Consider the following 20,079-nt stretch of genomic DNA (forward strand, 5'->3'; position numbering starts at 1 on the left):
TTGTTCCGTGTCAGTGGAGGCGCATTATAGGGAGTTATTTCAGGCTGACAAGGGGAAATTTAAAATAATCTTCCGAGTGCCTATTTTTCCACCAAAACAGCCTAAACAGCCAGTTTTTCGAGCGTCTTAAAGCCATAACGCTGCAGCACGGGCAATAATTGTTCGGCTTCTGCCGTCATTGCCATGCAGAATGCGACATTCTCATCAGTTGATTTCGCGTCTGGCGCTTCATGTTCTAATAACCAGGCCGTACGACGCGCAATCGCGGCACCAGAATCCACCAGCCGCGTCCCCTCGGGCAGGACCTGTAAAAGTTCTTCCCGTAATAGAGGGAAATGGGTGCATCCGAGCACCACCGTGTCAGGTGGTTCCGACATCCGCAGCCAAGGGCGCAGGACACGACGCAGTTCTTCCAGAGAAACGGTTTCACCGTGCAGCTTCGCTTCCGCCAGTTCCACCAGCTCAGCGGAACCCAGCATCGCTATCTGACATTCGTTAGCAAACCGTGCAATCAACTCATGGGTATATGAACGCTTCACCGTTGCACGCGTAGCCAGCAGTCCCACCACACCATTCGCCGTGAGTCGCGCCGCCGGTTTAATGGCAGGCACCACGCCCACAACCGGAAAGGCAAATTTCTCACGTAATGCAGGGAGCGATACCGTGCTTGCTGTATTACACGCGATGACCGCAAGAGAGAGGGGATAGCGCTGCTGGACCGCAGTCACAATCTCAACAACACGTTCGACGATAAACTCCTCGCTCTTCTCTCCATAAGGAAAGGCGACGTTGTCGAAAGCGTATATATAGTGGAGATCCGGCAGAAGACGCCGGATCTCGTCATAGACCGACAACCCACCGACGCCGGAATCAAACACCAGCACGGTGGGACGCGGATCAGAAAGTGTAGCTGCCAGACAAGGTGTATTCCCGTCCTGCAGTTGCGTAGCCATAAACTGTCTCGTAATCTTTATCGAACAGGTTGGCGATTTTACCACGAACTGTCAGTTGTGAGGTGATTGGATATGACACGCCAAGATCCCACAGGCTAACCCCACCCATTTTTACTGGCTGGTAGGTTACGTAGTCAGTGTCATAACGCGTTCCCAGGTAATGATACGTCAGGCCCCAGTCAAAATCATAAACCTGCCAGTCGAGCTGGTACTTCACCTGGTTTTTAGAACGGCGTGCGAGCGGCTTGTCCGTAATCGCATTGCGCGAATCGACATAATCGTAGCTCAGCGTATGTGCCAACGGCCCGGTATCAAAGTTTGCGGTCGCTTCCACACCTTTAATACGAACTTTACCTTCGTTAAAGTATTTCTCGGTATGCGGGTCGTAATCGATCATGTCATCGATATCATTACGATATCCGGATACACGCCAGTTCACGCCCGCCGTTAAGCCTTCAAACGCCCCTTCCCATTGCTTACTTTGTTCAGGATCCAGGTTCGAATTACCGTAATAACCATGCAACTGTCCGAGATTAGGCGCTTTGTAAGATGTACCGTAGGACGCAATAAAGCGATAGCCTTCAATAAACTCCCATCCGGCGCTGGTCTGCCATGTGCCATGACGGCCAAACTCGGAGTTATCATCACTGCGCGCCGCACCTTCAAAGGTAAAGTCGCCCAGTTGCTGCAACCCGGTCAGGTAGAGACCCGTATTACGCTGATCGTAACCGTCCGTGACATACCCGGTGCCAGGCGTCGTGGTTTGCTTTTGCCAGTCAACGCCTGCGCCTACGTTACCGTGACCAAGCACCATACTGTTGGACCACTGAACATTATATTGCTTCATATCATCCAGTGTGGCCGAGGAGTCATAGCGGCCATAATCCGGATCATAGTTGTAATCTTTACTATGGCTATAGCTGGAAACCAGTTGTGACTGGATAAGCTCGCCATTAAAGCGCAGCCCGGCATCCCAGCTTTGGCTATAGAGCTGACGGGTATCCACTAACGGCGTCCCAGGATAATAATACGCGTCATAATCTGTTCGGTTATCATAGCCGTAGCCGCGAACAAACCCGCTCCATGTATCGGAAAAGTTATGTTCCAGCGCGCCATATAGCGTCTTACTTAAGAAACCGTCTTTGTCGGGCTGAGCCTGAGAGCCAGTGCTACCGTATGCGACAACATCAAAACCTTTGGTATAGGCATAATCGCCCATTAATGTGACGCGCGTATTTTCGCCAAGCTGTTGTTGGGTTGAGACATCATAATTCTGATACCCATTGCTCCCCACACCAGCAGTGAGTTCCGTCCCCGGCTTTTCACGCGTGGTAATGATATTCACCACACCACCAATCGCATCAGACCCATAAACCGCCGACCGCGGCCCACGAATGTATTCGATACGTTGCACTAACGAGACTGGGAACTGGCTAAGATCGGCTGCGCCGCTAACCCCTGCCAGGTTCAGACGCACGCCGTCAATCAACACCAGCACATGGCTGGCATTGGTGCCGCGAATAGAAATAGACGAATTTTGTCCCATACCACCGTATTGGGCGATATCCACGCCCGGCAGGCGACGAAGCACATCATTGACGGAAGTGGATTGCCAGCGATCGATGTCCTGACGCGTAACAACGGTGATAGGGGCAAGTACAGCGCTACGAGGCTGCTGAAAACGGTTGGCAGTGACGACGAGAGTATCTGGGCTAGTGTCCTGCGCCCAACCCGAAAATGCTGTGACGGACAGCGCCGTGCACAGCAACGATTTTTTAATCATTGTAAAGCATCCACAATATAAGAAGGATGCCGCAGGTCCCACCGATAGTACGCGATGATGAAAACCAGATGCGACGTTAGCCGGCAGGTCTTCGGGCTTGGAGGCAACTTAAAGAGATGATGACTTCCCACGGCAAGCCGCAGTGTCTGCACCAGGTGCGCTCATCTCCTACCTTCCTTACCGCTGCGCGTCAGCTCCAGATTCACACTGGATTCCCTTTTAACTCACAGGACCGGAAAACGGATGCTACAGTTTGTTACAACCTGGTGTCCAGACCGCGCATCACAATATCGGAAATCATCAATGACTGGACATCTGTTGAGCAATCCCTACAATCCCCGCGTACTTTTATTTTTCAGGACGCATCATGACCCCCGAACACCTTCCGACAGAACAGTACGACGCCCAGTTAGCTGAAAAAGTAGTGCGTCTGCAGAGCTTAATGACGCCATTTTATGCACAGGCTCCGGAAGTGTTTCGCTCGCCGGTCAGCCACTACCGTATGCGCGCGGAATTTCGTCTGTGGCATGACGGGGATGATCTGTACCACATCATGTTCGACAGCCAGACCAAAAGCCGTATCCGCGTCGACAGTTTCCCGGCGGCCAGCGAGCTTATCAACACGCTGATGACGGCAATGATCGACGGCGTTCGCAACAACCACGTCCTGCGCCACAAACTGTTCCAGATTGATTACCTCACTACCCTGAGCGATCAGGCGGTGGTATCGATGCTGTACCATAAAAAGCTGGATGATGAATGGCGTCAGGAAGCTGAAGCGCTGCGGGATGCGTTACGGGCGCAAAACCTGAACGTGCATCTGATTGGCCGGGCAACCAAAACCAAAATCGAGCTGGACCAGGATTACATTGACGAACGCTTGCCGGTTGCGGGTAAAGAGATTATCTACCGCCAGGTTGAGAACAGCTTCACCCAGCCGAATGCCGCCATGAATATTCAGATGCTGGAATGGGCGATTGATGTCACCAGGGGATCAAAAGGCGACCTGCTTGAGCTGTACTGCGGCAATGGCAATTTCTCGTTAGCCCTCGCACAAAACTTCAACCGCGTGCTGGCCACTGAAATCGCTAAACCGTCCGTGGCTGCTGCACAATACAACATTGCGGCTAACCATATTGATAACGTACAAATTATCCGCATGGCGGCCGAAGAGTTTACTCAGGCGATGAACGGGGTTCGTGAGTTCAACCGTTTGCAGGGAATCGATCTGAAGAGTTACCAGTGTGAAACCATTTTCGTTGACCCACCGCGCAGCGGTCTGGACAGCGAAACAGAGAAAATGGTGCAGGCGTACCCGCGAATTCTGTACATCTCCTGTAACCCGGAGACATTGTGTAAGAACCTGGAAACGTTAAGCCAGACGCACAATGTTTCACGCCTGGCTCTGTTCGATCAGTTCCCGTATACGCACCATATGGAGTGCGGAGTATTACTGACCGCCAAGTAAATGATGTCCTGGCCGGGGGCGCTTCGCTTGCCCGGCCTACAAATATTACTCCACGATTTCCTGTCTACGGTTACGCACTTTAAAGCCGATCCAGAACACCAGAATCACCGACAGAACCGCCGGGAAGAAGTTAGAGCCAATATCCGGATATTCAGCGCGTACCACAGTGCTGTACAACAGAACGCCGAGAATAAAACAGGCGGCGGCCAGGCCCGGTAACCCCACAGGCATGGTACGGTTTTGATAGCGTTGATGCAGACAATAAACCGTCAGCACTAGCGAAATAATTGGGAATACTGAGAATGGCACAATGGAGCTAAACAGCGCCGCAAATGTGCCATTGATCGATAAGCCAGCAACCAGCGCCAGCAGCAGCGTACCTTTATCTTGACCTGACTGTTTCATTGCTCGTCCTTCTCGTTACTCGGAGTGATGCGTCATCTTCTCTTGTTCACGGCGGTACCAATAAAATGCGCCCTTCGCGATCATGCGCAGTTGCAATACCAGCCGTTCTTCCAGCTGTCGACGCTGCTCGGCGCCAACATCCAGTGCTTCTGCCCCAGCGCTGAACACAATGGTGACCATGGCTTCGGCCTGCGCTTCAGTAAACGCACGAGGCATATGGTTTTCGAGTTCGAGATAGTCCGCAAGTTCCGCAATGAAGTGCTGAATTTCACGAGCGACCGCTGCACGAAACGCTGCGGAGGTTCCCGAACGTTCGCGCAATAATAAACGGAAGGCGTTGGGATTGTTGCCGATGAACTCCATAAATGTTGAGACCGAGGTGCGGATCACACTCCCGCCCTTCGCGATACGCTGACGCGCCTGACGCATCAACTGACGCAGCATCAAACCACTCTCATCCACCATCGTCAGGCCGAGTTCATCCACATCACGGAAATGGCGATAAAACGAGGTTGGCGCAATGCCCGCTTCACGAGCGACTTCGCGTAAACTGAGGCTGGCAAAACTACGCTCAGCGCTGAGTTGACTAAATGCGGCTTCTACCAGCGAACGCCGGGTTTTTTCTTTTTGTTGCGCTCTAACGCCCATCACGATGTCTGAATCCTTCCACATACCTTGCTGGCACTATACCAGAGATTCGGCGGTTGGCATGGCTTTGTGAATGATTGTTTACGCGCAGTTTGTGCTTCGAGTTCGCAAAAAAGCACAACGATAATTGGGTTATCCCGACAACGATGTTACTATTCTGTTGCTTTTATGTATAAGAACAGGTAAGCCTGACCATGTCACATTCCTACGATTACGATGCAATAGTAATAGGTTCCGGTCCCGGCGGCGAAGGCGCTGCAATGGGTCTGGTTAAGCAAGGAGCGCGCGTCGCGGTGATTGAGCGCTATCATAACGTCGGCGGAGGCTGTACCCACTGGGGGACCATCCCGTCGAAAGCCCTCCGCCACGCCGTCAGCCGTATTATTGAATTCAATCAGAACCCACTTTACAGCGACCACTCCCGACTCCTTCGTTCTTCTTTCGCCGATATTCTCAACCACGCTGATAACGTTATTAATCAGCAAACGCGTATGCGGCAAGGATTTTACGAGCGCAACCACTGTGAAATTTTGCAAGGAAATGCCCGTTTTGTTGATGAACACACACTCGCCCTTGAATGCCACGACGGCACGGTGGAAACGCTGACCGCGGATAAGTTCATCATCGCCTGTGGTTCACGCCCCTATCATCCGGTGGATGTCGACTTTTCCCATCCCCGGGTTTATGACAGCGACTCTATCCTGAGCCTGCACCATGAACCCCGCCATGTTTTGATTTATGGCGCGGGAGTAATTGGTTGCGAATATGCGTCGATCTTCCGTGGAATGGACGTCAAAGTTGATTTAATCAACACCCGCGATCGTCTGCTTGCGTTCCTCGATCAAGAGATGTCCGACTCGCTCTCTTACCACTTCTGGAACAGCGGAGTGGTCATTCGCCACAACGAAGAGTACGAGAAGATTGAAGGTTGCGATGACGGCGTCATCATGCATCTGAAATCCGGTAAGAAACTGAAAGCCGACTGCCTGTTGTACGCCAATGGCCGTACCGGTAATACCGATTCGCTGGCGCTGGAAAATATTGGGTTGAAAACCGACAGCCGCGGACAGTTGAAGGTCAACAGCATGTACCAGACGGCGCTGCCGCACGTGTATGCCGTAGGAGATGTGATCGGCTATCCGAGTCTGGCATCGGCGGCCTACGATCAGGGACGCATTGCCGCCCAGGCATTGGTAAAAGGCGAAGCTACCGCGCATCTGATCGAAGATATCCCGACCGGGATTTATACCATTCCGGAAATCAGCTCCGTCGGGAAAACCGAGCAGCAGCTCACGGCCATGAAAGTTCCATACGAGGTTGGCCGCGCCCAGTTTAAACATCTGGCACGTGCGCAAATCGTGGGTATGAGTGTCGGAACGCTGAAGATCCTGTTCCATCGCGAAACGAAAGAGATTCTGGGGATCCACTGCTTTGGGGAACGCGCGGCCGAAATTATTCACATCGGTCAGGCGATAATGGAGCAAAAAGGTGGTGGTAACACCATCGAATACTTCGTTAACACCACCTTTAACTACCCAACCATGGCGGAAGCCTATCGGGTAGCAGCGCTAAATGGCTTAAACCGCCTGTTTTAACGTACTGTCGAAATGGCCATCCATTGACCCACGGATGGCCTCTGCCAGCTGTTCATAACGGCTGCGCAGCGGCGAACCTGGACGATACACCAGGCCAATCGTACGGCGCGGTTCAGGCTTGATGCAGGGCAGATAGACAACGCCATCACGCTTACGCTCCGGCGGCACGGCCAGCGCGGGCAGTAAGGTAATACCGCTGCCTGCCGCCACCATGTTACGCAGCGTTTCCAGACTGGTCGCCCGGAAATGGGTATCCTCATCGGCACCCGCTTCAAAGCAGAAGCCCATCGCCTGATCGCGCAGGCAGTGGCCATCCTCTAGCATCAGCAGTTTCTCACCCGCCAGATCGGACATCGGTACACAGTCGCGGTTTGCCCATGGGTGATCTTCATAGATCGCCAGCAGCATAGGCTCATCAAATAATGGTACTTCGATGAACGCCTCACTCTCTTTCACCAGCGCCAGAATGACGCAGTCGAGCTTACCGCTATCCAGTTGCGCCAACAGCTGATGCGTCTGCGCCTCATGGAGATACATTTCCAGTTTTGGGAAGGTCTGGTGCAACATAGGAATAATATGCGGCAGCAGGTATGGCCCCACCGTTGGGATCAAACCAATATGCAGCGGTCCAGACATTGTCTCGCCTTGTTGGCTTGCCATCTCCTTGAGCACTTTGACCTCGCGCAGCACGGTGCGCGCCTGATCCACCAGCAGTAAACCTGCCTGAGTGAACAGCACTTTGCGACTCGTACGCTCCAGCAGCATGACGCCAAGCTCATCTTCCAGCTTGCGGATCTGTCCGCTCAGCGTTGGCTGACTAACGTGACAGGAGTCTGCCGCTCGTCGGAAGTGACGATGTTCGGCTAGCGCCACCAGGTATTCAAGATCACGAATATTCATTATTCATCCTCCATCGCCACGATAGTTCGTAGCGATAGGTAGAATAGCAACGAACGATTATCCCTATCAAGCTTTCTGTTTAATAATGCACCACAGAAACGGAACGGTACCCCTTTAACCCTTGAAGCTACTGTCCGTTTTGAGAGTTTCTCTCATACTCGAAATAACTAAAGCCAACGTGAACTTTTGCGGACCTTGAGTCCGCATTTTTTTTTGCGCCCGGCGCGAATACATTCAAAAAAATATATACAAAATATAAATTACATATTTCCATTCGATTATTTAAATGAAAATCGTATTAAATTAAAATAATCAAAAACATTTTGTATCATTTATATATTTGACGCCCTATCAGGTTCATAAATAATAACCGCGCGATATTCAATATATGGCAAATCGCAAGAACACTCGTTTCTTCGCCACTCTAATTATTTAGAGTACATTCACCCATATTTTTCTAATATTTATCGAATGGAATCTTTTATGAAACTCAATACTATTTCGCGATATTTTCTCGCGGCAGGCCTGATGTCGTGCGCCGCAAACGCATTCGCCCTGGAAGCCTGGAGCGGTCAGTCAGGTGGAAACACCATTGAAGTTATTTTTGACAGTAAAGTTTATAGTAACCGCTGGTATGTAAATGCCGATAATTGCCCACAGGGCGCGTCCGCTGAAAACTGGGATAATCCGTGGAGTTATGTGCGCGATGCCACAAAAGCGGAAATAGACCAATACGGCAACCCAACGACCTGTGACGCGGGCAGCGCCACGCCGGTCGCCCACGACGCATTCAGCGCAGAAAAAGATTATGCCAAAGATGATATTGTCGCTTATCAGGATGTGACATATGAAGCGTCCAGGCCCATTCCGGCTTATTCCTTCACCCCAGGTGCCGACAACCCGTGGAAACTCTATACGCCAGTACCCGACTGGAGTTCCAGCCAGGTTTATAACAAAGGGGATGAGGTCAAAGTTGACGGCCAGTCTTATGAAGCGCTGTACTATACCGTTGGCGAAAATCCTTCTATTGCAGGTAACCAGAACCCGACCGGCACCAATGGCCGTCCGTGGAAACCGTTAGGCCCAACGGTCGAATTCACCCAGGAACAATTTAATAATGCCCCACAGATCAACTCCATTGCGCTTTACGAAGCTGGCAAACTGGCGGTGTACAAAGGGATACCTTATGTCGCTCAGACGAAAGTCAAAGGCGTTATGCCGGATGATAACAACCCGTGGGCGATTTATACCAACTGGGCAGGCACCAAAGAGCGCGTAGGGACGCCGAAAAATCCGTGGCCTGCCCACGTTTATGCGCCATACGTCGACTTTAGCCTGAACAGCATTCCGGATCTGGCAAAACTGGCGAAAGAGCAAAATATTACCCACTTCACCATGGCGTTTGTCGTCGCGAAAAGCGGCGAGCAGTGCATCCCAACCTGGGGTACGGCCTATAATCTGCAGGATTACTCACAGTACAGCAAAATAAAAGCGCTGCGTGAAGCTGGTGGCGATGTGATGGTTTCCATTGGCGGAGCGAATAACTCCCCGCTGGCAGCAGCCTGTAAGAATGTTAAAGACCTGCAAAAACTCTACTACGACATTGTTGATAACATGAACCTGAACGTGCTGGATTTTGATATCGAAGGCACATGGGTGGCCGATCAGGATTCCATCGATCGCCGCAACCAGGCAGTAAAAGAGGTTCAGGCTCAGTGGAAAGAGGAAGGTCGCAAAGTCGGTATCTGGTACACCCTGCCAATTCTGCCGACCGGTCTGACGGCTGAAGGTCTGTATGTACTGGAAAATGCGCGCCATGCCGGCGTTGAGCTGGCTGGTATTAACGTGATGACCATGGACTACGGTAACGCCGTCTGCCAGTCAGACGGCACCGAAGGGCAGAACATTCACGGTAAATGCGCCACATCCGCTATCGACAACATGTTCACCCAGTTGAAGAAAATCTGGCCAGAGAAATCTGACAAAGAGATCAACGCCATGATGGGCACCACCCCGATGATCGGTTACAACGATGTACAGGGCGAAGTGTTCTATCTGTCCGATGCGAAACTGGTAATGGAAGATGCGAAAAAACGCAACCTCGGCATGATTGGCGCGTGGTCAATGGCACGCGATCAGCCGGGCGTGGCGAAGCAGGTCAGCCCGGAGCACAGCGGCATGACCGCACAGCAGGCACCGATGTACGCATACAGCCAGGTATTTGCGCCGTTTACTCACGCAGATGAAAAAGAGGTCGTCACCGGTGTTTATAAATCACGGAAAAACAACCTCTGCCTGGATGTCAAAAACGGTCAAATCCGGAATGGCGATCGTTTGTTCACCTATGCCTGCTCCGGCTCCAACAACCAGACCTTTAAATTTGATGCCCGTGAACATCTGGTAATTGGCAATAGCCAGAGCTGCCTGGATATTCAAAACGGTTATAATGTTGAAGGCAGAAATATTATTTCTTACACCTGCCACACCCCGACTGATACCAACAAAAATCAGACATGGACCTGGCAAAACAACAAGTTCGTCTCACAGAAGGAAGGCACGCAACGTTGTATGACGGTGGGTAACGACGGTTATGTCACCTTAAGTACCTGCACCGACAATAACGTCGCCCAGGAATTTGAAATTTATCGTCCGTAAACTGCTATCCAGGATAGAAACATGACAAGGCCATCCCTCGGGATGGCCTCTTTTATTACCGACGTTAAATCAGACGCGCCTTCGCGTAGTCGATCGCCTGCGCCACCTGCTGTGGCGACACGCCGCCTTTCGCCGCACGTTTATCCAGGCACGATTGCAACGAGAGGATCGGATAAACGTCCTCGCCAATCACCTGACTGAACTTTTGTAAGTCAGCAAGCGACAGCGCTTCCAGCGGTTTGCCCTGACGAATCGCCTCGACCACCGTCTCACCCACAATATGGTGTGCTTCGCGGAACGGGACGCCTTTTGCTACCAGATAATCCGCCAACTCGGTGGCGTTAGCATAACCCTGCTGCGCCGCTTCCTGACAACGCGGACGTTTCACCTGAATGCCATCCAGCACCAGCGCAGCCATATGCAGACAGTCCAGCCAGGTGTCGAGCGCATCGAACAGCCCTTCTTTGTCTTCCTGCATATCTTTATTGTATGCCAACGGGAGACCTTTTAAGGTCATCATCATGCCGGTCAGCGCACCCTGCACGCGACCGCATTTGCCACGGATCAGCTCCAGCGCATCCGGGTTTTTCTTCTGCGGCATCAGAGATGAACCCGAAGTTACACGATCGGACAGCTCGACAAAACCCGCTTCGCCGGTATTAAAGAAAATCAGGTCTTCAGCAAAACGCGACAGGTGCACCATGCCGATAGAAGCGTTGGAGAGTAACTCCAGCACGTGGTCACGGTCAGAAACACTGTCCAGACTGTTACGCGTCGCCGAGGCAAAGCCCAGCCAACCGGCCAGCTGCTCGCGATCGATTTCATACGCCGTACCCGCCAGCGCGCCGCAGCCCAGTGGACTGACGTCCAGACGCTTGAGCGAATCCTGCAGACGGCTCTCGTCACGCGCCAACATTTCGACATAGGCCAGACACCAATGAGCAAACGTCACCGGCTGCGCACGTTGCAGGTGGGTGTAACCCGGCATGACGGCGTCCTGGTTATTCTCTGCCGTCACCACCAGCGCACTTTGCAGCTGACGGTTGGCCGACAGTAATTCAATAACCGTGTCTTTACACCACAGTTTAAGATCGGTCGCGACCTGGTCATTACGGCTACGTCCGGTATGCAGTTTTTTACCAAGCTGGCCGACTTTATCAATCAGCTTACCTTCCACCCAGCTATGAATATCTTCGGCATCGCTTTGCAGGATCTGCTGCGGATTAACGCGAACCTCTTCCAACAGAGTGTTCAGCGCCTCTTCCAATTGCAGTTGTTCATCGGCAGTCAGTACGCCGACCGTTACCAGCGCTTTAGACCAGGCCACAGAGCCGACAATATCCTGTTCTGCCAGGCGGTAGTCAAAACGCAACGAGTCGTTGAACTGTTTGAACCGCTGATCTGCTGCCTGTGTAAAACGCCCACCCCAAAGTGCCATAACTTGCTTCCTTAATATCTTGAATTTCAACGCCGGATGGCGCTTAGCTTATCCGGCGTACAGGTTCGATTCACGTAGGCCCGATAAGGCATAACCGCCATCGGGTACAAAATAGTTTACGCTAAAATCCGCGTGCCAATTGGCATGCCGTTAAACAGCGCCGGCAGTTGCTCGGCATGACGCCAGGAGGCAATATCCACAGGGCGACCCAGCGTGCGCGCGGCATCCAGCGCCGCATTGACCTTCACGATCATGCCGTCAGTAATAATACCTTGTTCAATCAGTTGTTCCGCTTTCGCGGCGGTCATTTCGGCAATACGCTGGCCTTTACCATCCAGAATACCGCTTACGTCAGAGAGCAGGATCAAATCCGCACCCAGGGTTGCCGCCAGCGCCGTTGCCGCCTGATCGGCATTAACGTTCATCAGCAGTCCGTCTTCAGTAACACCAATAGAGCTAACTACCGGCAGAAAACCGCCTTCCAGCAGTGTGTTAATCAGCTTAGGCGAACCCGGCTGCGCCAGTCCAACATGACCCAGCGCTTTATCGAGCGGCGTCACTTTTACGCTATCGCCATCACCAAGATACAGACCCACGGATGCGATGTGGTGCTTTTTCGCCCAGGCCAGTAAGGTTTTATTCGCTGTTCCCGCCAGGGCGCCGGTAATAATGTCAATTTGATCGGCTGGCGTGACGCGCAGACCATTTTTCTTTTTCACCGGCAGGTTCAGCTGCTTCATCAGATCGTCAACCACGCAGCCGCCACCGTGCACAATGACCAGCGGTCGCTGATGCGACTCACGATAATTCACCAGTGCGGTAAACAGACGCTCCAGCGCCTCTTCGCTATCCAGTAAAACGCCGCCCAGCTTGATAATTAATGGATTCATCGTTGCACCCTTAAATAAGAGACTGAGTTTCAGCAAAGCCAAAACGAATATTTGCGCACTGCATCGCCTGTGCCGACGCGCCTTTCAATAAGTTGTCTTCAGTTGCCACCACGATCAGGTGCTCACCCTGTACGGCAAACCCGATATCACAGAACGGTAAGCCAACCACGTTCTTCAGCGCCGGAACGCCTTTGTCATACAGACGCACCAGTGGCTTATCGCCATACGCCTGTTGCAACGTTTGAGCCACTTGCGCATGGGTTACGCCCGCTTGCAAACGGCAGGTGATGGTTTCCAGAATTCCGCGCGGGAAGTTGCCCAGATGCGGGGTGAAGATCACCTCCGCACCAAGGTGAGTAGCGATTTCCGGCTGATGGCGATGGGTAAACACGCCATACGGCTGCAGGCTCACCTCACAAAAGCTGTTGGAAATAGCCGCCTTACGTCCCGCGCCGCTCACGCCGCTGGTGGCGTTAATTACCGGCCACTGGCTGAGATCCAGCAGCCCGGCATCAATCAGTGGTTTCAGCGACAGCTGCGCCGCCGTCGGGTAGCAACCCGGCACGGCAATCAGATTCGCGTCTTTCAGTTGGTCTGCGCTCCACTCCGCCAGTCCATAAACCGCCTGCTCCAGCAGGTCGGGATGCTGATGGGTAAAGCCGTAATATTTTTCATAGAACGCGCCGTCGTTTACGCGAAACGCGCCCGAGAGGTCAAACACCACGCATCCGGCCTGCAAAAACTGCGGGGCCAGGTCATGGCTCACCTCATGTGCCGTTGCGAGGAACACAACGTCCACCCCTGCGCTAAACTCGCTGATATCTGACATTGGCTGTAACGGTAAATCGACAATGCCTTTCAACTGCGGATGCAAATCGGAGATTAATTTTCCTGCATCATTGCTTTGCGCTGAGACGGTCAAAGCGGTTATGGTCATATCAGGATGGCGATTTACATAGGTCACAAGCTCTGCGCCGGCATAGCCACTGGCGCCCACAATCAGCGTATTCAACATCGGGGCTGCTCACCTTCTTAGATTCTGTTGCCAGATATAAGCCTTTATCACCTCACCTTACACTTGGTGGGTTTTATTACGCTCAACGTTAATGTATTTTTATTCACAAATACTGCATGAATATTGATACTATCATGACCCGAGGTGTGTCAACAATGAAAAACAATTTACCGCCATTTATCGAGATATACCGCGCTCTGATTGCCATGCCGTCGATTAGCGCCACCGAAGAAGCGCTCGACCAAAGTAATGCAGGTTTAATCACTCTGCTGGCGGACTGGTTCAAAGATTTGGGCTTTAATGTGGAGGTCCAGCCGGTTCCCGACACGCGCAATAAATTCAATATGCTGGCAAGCATTGGACAGGGAGCCGGTGGTTTGTTGTTGGCGGGCCATACCGATACCGTCCCCTTTGACGACGGACGCTGGACGCGCGATCCGTTCACCCTGACCGAGCATGACAATAAGCTCTACGGTTTGGGTACGGCAGATATGAAAGGCTTCTTCGCCTTTATCCTCGACGCGCTGCGTGACGTCGACGTCACTCAACTGAAAAAGCCCCTGTACATTCTGGCCACTGCCGATGAAGAGACCAGCATGGCGGGAGCGCGTTATTTCTCTGAAACCACCGCTTTACGCCCGGACTGCGCGATCATTGGCGAACCCACTTCTTTGCAACCGGTCCGCGCGCACAAAGGTCATATCTCTAATGCGATTCGCATTTTGGGACAATCGGGTCACTCGAGCGATCCGGCTCGTGGCGTGAATGCCATTGAACTGATGCATGATGCCATCGGTCATATCATGAATCTGCGAGATGATCTGAAAGAGCGCTATCACCATGATGCTTTTACCGTCCCTTATCCGACGTTAAATTTGGGTCACATCCACGGCGGCGACGCCGCCAACCGAATCTGCGCCTGCTGCGAGCTGCATATGGATATTCGCCCACTGCCCGGCATGACGCTTAACGATCTCAATGGCTTACTTAACGACGCGCTGGCCCCGGTCAGCGAGCGCTGGCCAGGTCGCCTGACGGTGTCGGAGCTACATCCGCCAATTCCAGGCTATGAGTGCCCACCAGATCATCAACTGGTACAAGTGGTTGAGAAACTGCTGGGCGCACAGACAGAAGTGGTGAACTACTGCACCGAAGCGCCGTTTATCCAGACGCTTTGCCCGACGCTGGTGTTAGGGCCTGGCTCCATTAATCAGGCGCATCAGCCGGATGAGTATCTGGAAACTCGTTTTATTAAGCCAACCCGCGAATTGATCACCCAGGTTGTGCATCATTTCTGCTGGCATTAACCGCTTATCGCCTCGCTAACCCTTTAGTGGTAAGCGAGGTAATTTATTAACATTTCCATAAGCAAAGCTTATTTGATTCGATGTGAATTAAATAACGTAAATTCCCGTCATTTTTTCGTTTGCTGAACCGATTTCGCAGCAATTGACGTCACGACTTTTACGTGGCTTTATAAAAGACGGCTAACATACAAAGTCCGAGATATTTCGTGTCACAGCAAGGCGGCAAGCGAGCTCATACCAGGAGCTTACATAAGTAAGTGACCAGATGGGCAAGCGCAGCCAACGCCGATGTCGCGCGAAAGATACAGGACGCATAAATTAAAGATGGGGTGTCTGGGTTAATATGAACGAACAATATTCCGCGTTGCGTAGTAATGTCAGTATGCTCGGCAAAGTGCTGGGGGAGACCATCAAGGATGCGCTGGGAGAGAACATTCTTGACCGCGTAGAAACAATCCGTAAGTTGTCCAAATCATCCCGCGCCGGCAATGAAGTCAATCGCCAGGAGCTGCTCACTACGCTGCAAAACCTGTCTAACGACGAGCTGCTGCCGGTTGCCCGCGCGTTTAGCCAGTTTCTGAACCTGGCCAACACCGCCGAGCAGTACCACAGCATTTCGCCAAAAGGCGAAGCAGCCAGCAACCCGGAAGTGATTGCTCGCACTCTGCGTAAACTGAAAGAGCAGCCCAACCTCGATGAAGCCACCATCAAAAAAGCCGTCGAATCTCTCTCCCTGGAGCTGGTTCTCACTGCCCACCCGACCGAGATCACCCGCCGTACGCTGATCCATAAAATGGGTGAAGTGAACGCCTGTCTCAAGCAACTTGATAACAAAGACCTCGTCGATTACGAGCGCCATCAGTTGATGCGCCGTCTGCGCCAGTTGATTGCCCAGTCCTGGCATACGGATGAAATCCGCAAGCTGCGCCCAAGCCCGGTTGATGAAGCCAAATGGGGCTTCGCGGTGGTTGAAAATAGCCTGTGGGAAGGCGTACCAAATTATCTGCGCGAGCTGAACGAACAACTGGAAGAGCATCTGGGCTATAAGCTGCCCGTTGATTTTGTCCCGGTTCGCTTTACCTCCTGGATGGGCGGCGACCGCGATGGCAACCCGAACGTAACAGCGGATATCACCCGTCACGTGCTGCTACTCAGCCGCTGGAAAGCGACCGATCTGTTCCTGAAAGACATTCAGTTTCTGATTTCTGAGCTGTCGATGGTGGATGCCACACCGGAACTGTTGGCGCTGGTGGGTGAAGAAGGCGCAGCAGAACCTTACCGTTATCTGATGAAAACCCTGCGTTCACGTCTGATGGCAACCCAGGCCTGGCTGGAAGCCCGTCTGAAAGGCGAGAAATTGCCGAAACCTGCGGGACTTCTCACCCAAAACGAACAGCTCTGGGACCCGCTATATGCGTGCTATCAGTCTCTGCAGGCCTGTGGCATGGGCATTATCGCCAATGGCGAATTGCTCGACACCCTACGCCGCGTGAAATGTTTCGGCGTACCGCTGGTACGTATTGATATTCGTCAGGAAAGTACCCGTCACACTGAAGCCCTTGGAGAACTGACCCGTTATCTGGGCATTGGCGACTACGAAAACTGGTCGGAAGCGGATAAACAGGCTTTCCTGATCCGCGAGCTGAACTCCAAGCGTCCGCTGCTCCCACGTAACTGGGAGCCGAGCAACGACACCCGCGAAGTGCTCGACACCTGCCGGGTCATTGCTGAAGCCCCGTATGGCTCTATTGCCGCCTATGTTATCTCAATGGCGAAAACACCATCGGATGTACTGGCCGTACATCTGCTACTGAAAGAAGCCGGTATCGGTTTTGCTATGCCGGTTGCCCCGCTGTTTGAAACGCTGGACGACCTCAACAACGCCGATGACGTCATGTCTCAGCTCCTGAACATTGACTGGTACCGTGGCTTTATTCAGGGCAAACAGATGGTCATGATTGGCTACTCTGACTCCGCAAAAGATGCGGGCGTGATGGCGGCCTCCTGGGCGCAATATCAGGCGCAGGACGCGTTGATCAAAACCTGCGAAAAAGCCGGTATCGAACTGACGCTGTTCCACGGTCGCGGTGGCTCCATTGGTCGCGGTGGCGCGCCTGCGCATGCGGCGCTGCTTTCTCAACCACCAGGCAGCCTGAAAGGCGGTCTGCGCGTGACAGAACAAGGGGAGATGATCCGCTTTAAGTACGGCCTGCCGGAAGTGACCATCAGCAGCCTGTCGCTGTATACCGCAGCAATTCTGGAGGCCAACCTGTTACCGCCGCCAGAGCCGAAAGATAACTGGCGTCATATCATGGATGAGCTTTCCGATATTTCCTGTGAGCTCTATCGTGGATATGTACGTGAAAACAAAGACTTCGTCCCTTACTTCCGCTCCGCAACGCCAGAGCAGGAACTGGGTAAATTACCGCTCGGTTCACGTCCGGCAAAACGTCGCCCAACCGGCGGGGTAGAGTCTCTGCGCGCCATTCCGTGGATTTTTGCCTGGACGCAGAACCGTCTGATGCTCCCGGCGTGGCTGGGTGCAGGCACCGCACTGCAAAAAGTGGTTGAAGACGGTAAGCAAAGCGAACTCGAAGCAATGTGCCGCGACTGGCCATTCTTCTCCACACGTCTTGGCATGCTGGAAATGGTTTTCGCCAAAGCAGACCTGTGGCTGGCAGAATACTACGATCAGCGCCTGGTCAAAAAAGAGCTGTGGCCGCTGGGTGAAGAGCTGCGTCAGCGCCTGGAAGCCGATATCGATGTCGTGCTGGCGATTGCCAACGACTCACATTTGATGGCCGACCTGCCGTGGATTGCCGAGTCCATTCAGTTAAGAAATATTTATACTGACCCGCTGAATGTCTTACAGGCTGAGCTGTTACACCGCTCACGCCTGGCGGAAGAGCAAGGCAATGCACCGGATCCGCGCGTTGAACAAGCGCTGATGGTGACAATCGCTGGTGTCGCAGCCGGCATGCGTAATACAGGCTAACGTCCCCCCTCGTCGCCTTCGTGCTATTGTACGAAGGCGACAACAAAAACTGCTGTCATAACCGCTTCTTTTTCAATATATTCCCGCCTGAATATATTCACATTGTGAATATATCAACAGCAAAACACGATCCTAAGATCGTGATGCTTAAGTTCCTCTTAATATTAAGTCGCTACTCTTGGCGCTACGATTAAAGACAGGCTCACATTATGCAATCCTTACAACTCCAGTCTAAACCTAAATTTAGCTGGAAAGCCCTGGGTTGGGCGCTCCTCTATTTTTGGTTTTTTTCCACTTTACTCCAGGTCGTTATTTGTTTAACCGGATATAGCGGAACTAATGGATTACGCGACTCCTTGCTATTCAGTTCGCTGTGGTTAATCCCGGTATTTTTATTTCCAAACCGTATCCGTATTATTGCTGCCGTCATTGGCATGGTGCTATGGGCGGCCTCGCTGGCTGCTCTGAGCTATTACGTCATCTACGGACAAGAGTTCTCGCAAAGCGTTCTGTATGTGATGTTTGAAACCAATGCGAACGAAGCCAGCGAATATCTCAGCCAGTATTTCAGCCTAAAAATTGTTCTTATCGCCCTGGCCTATACGGCTATCGCTATTCTGCTGTGGACGCGTCTGCGCCCTGTTCATATTCCATCGCCCTGGCGCTATCTGGTGTCGTTTGCGTTGTTATACGGTTTGATTCTGCATCCGATAGCCGTTAACACTTTCATCAAACACAAGCCGTTTGAAAAAACGGTAAATGGTCTCGCCTCACGCATGGAGCCCGCCGCACCGTGGCAATTCATCTCCGGGTATTATCAGTACCGTCAGCAGTTGACCTCACTCAATAGCCTGCTGAATGAGAACAATGCCCTGCCGCCGCTGGCTAACTTCAAAGATAACTCCGGCGATGCCCCACGTACGCTGGTGCTGGTCATTGGCGAGTCAACGCAGCGTGGTCGCATGAGCCTGTATGGTTACCCGCGCGAAACGACGCCAGAACTGGATGCCTTGCATAAATCCGATCCTAACTTCACCGTATTCAATAATGTCGTGACCTCACGTCCGTACACCATTGAAATCCTGCAGCAGGCGCTGACCTTCGCCAACGAGAAGAATCCGGACCTGTACCTGACTCAACCGTCTCTGATGAATATGATGAAACAGGCAGGTTATAAAACCTTCTGGATCACCAATCAGCAGACGATGACGGCTCGCAACACCATGCTGACCGTGTTCTCTAAGCAGACGGATAAGCAGTTCTATATGAATCAGCAGCGTACGCAAAGTGCGCGCGAATATGACAGCAATGTGCTGGCGCCATTTAAAGAAGTACTGGCCGACCCGGCACCGAAAAAGTTCATCATCGTGCACCTGCTGGGTACGCATATTAAGTACAAATTCCGCTATCCGGATGGTCAGGGTAAATTCGATAACAATGTCGACCATGTTCCCCCCGGCCTGGATGATGATGAGCTGGAAGCATACAACGATTACGACAGCGCGAATGTCTACAATGACCATATCATTGCCAGTCTGATCAAAGACTATAAAGCGACCGATCCGAACGGCTTCCTGCTCTACTTCTCCGATCACGGGGAGGAGGTATACGATACGCCACCGCATAAAACGCAGGGTCGTAATGAAGACAACCCGACGCGCCATATGTATACGGTACCGTTCCTGCTGTGGACCTCTGAAAAATGGCAGGCTGCACACCCGCGTGACTTCTCACAGGATGTGAATCGTAAATACAGCAGCTCAGAGCTTATCCACACCTGGTCTGATTTAGCGGGATTCACCTACGACGGTTTCGATCCGACCCGATCCATTACCAGCCCGCAGTTCAAAGAGACGACCCGCTGGATTGGCAATCCGTACAAAAAGAATGCCCTGATTGATTACGATAGCCTGCCGTACGGCGATCAAATCGGTAATCAGTAATACTCGTATCGGCCACTCTTAAAGAGTGGCCTTTTTTTATGATGGCGGTTACTGTTTCCCCTGTCTGCTGCCTGCAAGGGATTA

Annotated in this window: 14 protein-coding genes and 1 riboswitch; of the genes, 6 read left to right on the forward strand and 8 right to left on the reverse strand. The window is 52.3% G+C overall.

Going from position 1 to position 20,079, the window contains the following annotated elements; all coding sequences use genetic code 11:
- Positions 1 to 101 precede the first annotated feature (101 nt).
- Entirely contained in the window at positions 102 to 953 is an 852-nt protein-coding gene (murI, locus tag OGV52_RS00050; RefSeq protein ID WP_016157938.1) for a glutamate racemase, read from the reverse strand.
- Positions 898 to 2,736, reverse strand: coding sequence for a TonB-dependent vitamin B12 receptor BtuB (gene btuB / locus OGV52_RS00055; protein ID WP_047497611.1), 1,839 nt, complete (start codon positions 2,734 to 2,736; stop codon positions 898 to 900). The genes murI and btuB overlap by 56 nt, the downstream gene beginning before the upstream one ends.
- A gap of 65 nt (positions 2,737 to 2,801) precedes the next feature.
- A riboswitch (cobalamin riboswitch) is annotated at positions 2,802 to 2,988 on the reverse strand.
- Between the two features lie 115 nt (positions 2,989 to 3,103).
- On the opposite strand from btuB, the gene trmA reads away from it, so the two are divergent.
- The gene (gene trmA / locus OGV52_RS00060) at positions 3,104 to 4,204 is read left to right on the forward strand and encodes a tRNA (uridine(54)-C5)-methyltransferase TrmA (protein ID WP_019077891.1); all 1,101 of its coding nucleotides are present in this window, start codon (positions 3,104 to 3,106) and stop codon (positions 4,202 to 4,204) included.
- Positions 4,205 to 4,249: 45 nt separating this feature from the next.
- Here trmA and OGV52_RS00065 read toward each other — a convergent pair whose 3' ends face one another.
- On the reverse strand, positions 4,250 to 4,609 hold the full coding sequence (locus OGV52_RS00065; protein ID WP_016155292.1) for a YijD family membrane protein: 360 nt from the start codon (positions 4,607 to 4,609) through the stop codon (positions 4,250 to 4,252).
- 15 nt (positions 4,610 to 4,624) lie between these two features.
- Positions 4,625 to 5,260, reverse strand: a complete 636-nt coding sequence (gene fabR, locus OGV52_RS00070) for an HTH-type transcriptional repressor FabR (RefSeq protein WP_003028862.1) — start codon at positions 5,258 to 5,260, stop codon at positions 4,625 to 4,627.
- A 191-nt stretch (positions 5,261 to 5,451) separates the two neighbouring features.
- Here fabR and sthA point away from each other — a divergent pair, with 191 nt between their 5' ends.
- Positions 5,452 to 6,852 (forward strand): Si-specific NAD(P)(+) transhydrogenase, encoded by a 1,401-nt coding sequence (sthA, locus tag OGV52_RS00075; RefSeq protein ID WP_016155291.1) that lies wholly within the window; start codon positions 5,452 to 5,454, stop codon positions 6,850 to 6,852.
- On the opposite strand, the gene oxyR is transcribed toward sthA, so the two are convergent.
- Positions 6,835 to 7,752: a DNA-binding transcriptional regulator OxyR gene (gene oxyR, locus OGV52_RS00080; protein ID WP_287107910.1), complete on the reverse strand. Its 918-nt coding sequence runs from the start codon at positions 7,750 to 7,752 to the stop codon at positions 6,835 to 6,837. The genes sthA and oxyR overlap by 18 nt on opposite strands.
- A 483-nt stretch (positions 7,753 to 8,235) precedes the next feature.
- Here oxyR and OGV52_RS00085 point away from each other — a divergent pair, with 483 nt between their 5' ends.
- Positions 8,236 to 10,407: a ricin-type beta-trefoil lectin domain protein gene (locus OGV52_RS00085; protein ID WP_080756004.1), complete on the forward strand. Its 2,172-nt coding sequence runs from the start codon at positions 8,236 to 8,238 to the stop codon at positions 10,405 to 10,407.
- Positions 10,408 to 10,471: 64 nt separating this feature from the next.
- Here OGV52_RS00085 and argH read toward each other — a convergent pair whose 3' ends face one another.
- The 3 genes from argH to argC all read right to left on the reverse strand — a co-directional run bounded on the left by argH (position 10,472) and on the right by argC (position 13,750).
- The gene (gene argH, locus OGV52_RS00090) at positions 10,472 to 11,845 is read right to left on the reverse strand and encodes an argininosuccinate lyase (RefSeq protein WP_049282375.1); all 1,374 of its coding nucleotides are present in this window, start codon (positions 11,843 to 11,845) and stop codon (positions 10,472 to 10,474) included.
- 116 nt (positions 11,846 to 11,961) lie between these two features.
- Complete coding sequence (gene argB, locus OGV52_RS00095) at positions 11,962 to 12,735, reverse strand: acetylglutamate kinase (protein WP_016155288.1); 774 nt, start codon at positions 12,733 to 12,735, stop codon at positions 11,962 to 11,964.
- A gap of 10 nt (positions 12,736 to 12,745) precedes the next feature.
- A complete protein-coding gene (gene argC / locus OGV52_RS00100; RefSeq protein WP_200052269.1) occupies positions 12,746 to 13,750 on the reverse strand; it encodes an N-acetyl-gamma-glutamyl-phosphate reductase in 1,005 nt (334 codons plus the stop codon).
- A 155-nt stretch (positions 13,751 to 13,905) separates the two neighbouring features.
- Here argC and argE point away from each other — a divergent pair, with 155 nt between their 5' ends.
- The 3 genes from argE (at position 13,906) to OGV52_RS00115 (ending at position 19,995) form a co-directional block, all read left to right on the forward strand.
- Entirely contained in the window at positions 13,906 to 15,057 is a 1,152-nt protein-coding gene (gene argE / locus OGV52_RS00105; RefSeq protein WP_151223053.1) for an acetylornithine deacetylase, read from the forward strand.
- A gap of 343 nt (positions 15,058 to 15,400) precedes the next feature.
- A complete protein-coding gene (gene ppc / locus OGV52_RS00110; protein ID WP_016157932.1) occupies positions 15,401 to 18,052 on the forward strand; it encodes a phosphoenolpyruvate carboxylase in 2,652 nt (883 codons plus the stop codon).
- 209 nt (positions 18,053 to 18,261) lie between these two features.
- On the forward strand, positions 18,262 to 19,995 hold the full coding sequence (locus OGV52_RS00115) for a phosphoethanolamine transferase CptA (protein WP_047497602.1): 1,734 nt from the start codon (positions 18,262 to 18,264) through the stop codon (positions 19,993 to 19,995).
- Positions 19,996 to 20,079 lie beyond the last annotated feature (84 nt).

The organism is Citrobacter sp. Cb041 (genome assembly GCF_030336655.1).
Lineage (GTDB): Bacteria > Pseudomonadota > Gammaproteobacteria > Enterobacterales > Enterobacteriaceae > Citrobacter > Citrobacter braakii.

What these genes read in the sequence shown, in the direction of transcription:
- sthA (WP_016155291.1), top strand. Translation starts at nt 5,452, where the DNA reads ATGTCACATTCCTACGATTACGATGCAATAGTAATAGGTTCCGGTCCC.
- OGV52_RS00065 (WP_016155292.1), bottom strand. Translation starts at nt 4,609, where the DNA reads ATGAAACAGTCAGGTCAAGATAAAGGTACGCTGCTGCTGGCGCTGGTT.
- argC (WP_200052269.1), bottom strand. Translation starts at nt 13,750, where the DNA reads ATGTTGAATACGCTGATTGTGGGCGCCAGTGGCTATGCCGGCGCAGAG.
- argE (WP_151223053.1), top strand. Translation starts at nt 13,906, where the DNA reads ATGAAAAACAATTTACCGCCATTTATCGAGATATACCGCGCTCTGATT.
- OGV52_RS00115 (WP_047497602.1), top strand. Translation starts at nt 18,262, where the DNA reads ATGCAATCCTTACAACTCCAGTCTAAACCTAAATTTAGCTGGAAAGCC.
- argB (WP_016155288.1), bottom strand. Translation starts at nt 12,735, where the DNA reads ATGAATCCATTAATTATCAAGCTGGGCGGCGTTTTACTGGATAGCGAA.
- OGV52_RS00085 (WP_080756004.1), top strand. Translation starts at nt 8,236, where the DNA reads ATGAAACTCAATACTATTTCGCGATATTTTCTCGCGGCAGGCCTGATG.
- oxyR (WP_287107910.1), bottom strand. Translation starts at nt 7,752, where the DNA reads ATGAATATTCGTGATCTTGAATACCTGGTGGCGCTAGCCGAACATCGT.
- murI (WP_016157938.1), bottom strand. Translation starts at nt 953, where the DNA reads ATGGCTACGCAACTGCAGGACGGGAATACACCTTGTCTGGCAGCTACA.
- ppc (WP_016157932.1), top strand. Translation starts at nt 15,401, where the DNA reads ATGAACGAACAATATTCCGCGTTGCGTAGTAATGTCAGTATGCTCGGC.
- btuB (WP_047497611.1), bottom strand. Translation starts at nt 2,736, where the DNA reads ATGATTAAAAAATCGTTGCTGTGCACGGCGCTGTCCGTCACAGCATTT.
- trmA (WP_019077891.1), top strand. Translation starts at nt 3,104, where the DNA reads ATGACCCCCGAACACCTTCCGACAGAACAGTACGACGCCCAGTTAGCT.
- argH (WP_049282375.1), bottom strand. Translation starts at nt 11,845, where the DNA reads ATGGCACTTTGGGGTGGGCGTTTTACACAGGCAGCAGATCAGCGGTTC.